At 69.1% G+C, this 848-nt stretch carries 2 protein-coding genes; one reads left to right on the top strand and one right to left on the bottom strand.

What is annotated here, in order from left to right; all coding sequences use genetic code 11:
* Positions 1–33: 33 nt before the first annotated feature.
* Positions 34–261 carry a hypothetical protein gene (locus ABD323_RS42140; RefSeq protein ID WP_344447353.1) on the bottom strand — a complete coding sequence of 76 codons (228 nt, stop codon included), beginning with the start codon at positions 259–261 and terminating at the stop codon, positions 34–36.
* A gap of 148 nt (positions 262–409) precedes the next feature.
* Here ABD323_RS42140 and ABD323_RS42145 point away from each other — a divergent pair, with 148 nt between their 5' ends.
* Positions 410–721 carry a hypothetical protein gene (locus ABD323_RS42145; protein ID WP_344447354.1) on the top strand — a complete coding sequence of 104 codons (312 nt, stop codon included), beginning with the start codon at positions 410–412 and terminating at the stop codon, positions 719–721.
* Positions 722–848 lie beyond the last annotated feature (127 nt).

Consider the following 848-nt stretch of genomic DNA (forward strand, 5'->3'; position numbering starts at 1 on the left):
CGACTCGGTAGTTCGGGAGCGAAACGGCGGTCATCAGTCGGCCGCCATGCACGGTGCGCACGACCTCACGGCCCAGCCGAGGGGTGCCTCCCCGGTCGGGGTGTAGACGTGGCCCGCGTCGACCAGCTGGTGGTCGGTGCCGCAGCCAATGCAGCGGCGGCCGTGGAGCTGCTCGTCGGTGATTTCGACGGCCCGCTCGGCGCCGACGAGGGGGCGGAAGGCCACCACGGCGGAGGCGGGTTGTGCCTGATGGGTCGTCACCCCTTGATGGTCGGTCGCCGCTTGGGACGAACACACCGCGTTTCCGGGACGTTTGGGACGCTCTGCTGGTACACCTTGACTCGTCCTTGCAGCTCCAGGAGGTGCCCGCGTGAACGACGCTCTGCAACAGGCGATGGTCCGTGCCAACATGAGCGAGTCGCAGCTGGCGCGCGCCTGCGGAGTCGACCCGAAGACGGTCAGCCGGTGGCTCTCCAACCCCGCGCGCCCGCCCCACCCCCGGCACCGCGCTGCGGTCAGCCGGGCCCTCGGCGAGGAGGAGAGCGTGATCTGGCCCGCCGTGCAGCAGCTCGTGAAGTCCGGAGCGGACAGGGAGATGGTCCAGCTCTACCCGTACCGCGGGCTACACCAACTACTTCCTATGGCTGGAGCACGCGAACCTCGGCGACCTGCTGCGAAAGAAGGCTGCGGCCGGATGTCGGGTCCGATTCGTGCTCGGTGACCCGGCCAGCCCAGTCACGCGGCAGCGGGAGTTGGAGGAGGATGTCCCGCTCACGCTGTCCACCCGGATTGAGGTCACCCTGTCCGAGCTCGCCAAGCTCAAGGACACCACCATCGAGGCCCGCTAC

This window comes from Kitasatospora nipponensis, from assembly GCF_039528135.1.
GTDB lineage: Bacteria > Actinomycetota > Actinomycetes > Streptomycetales > Streptomycetaceae > Kitasatospora > Kitasatospora nipponensis.

Bases quoted from the DNA above. Each gene is read 5' to 3' on its own strand.
- ABD323_RS42145 (WP_344447354.1), top strand. From the start codon at position 410: ATGAGCGAGTCGCAGCTGGCGCGCGCCTGCGGAGTCGACCCGAAGACG.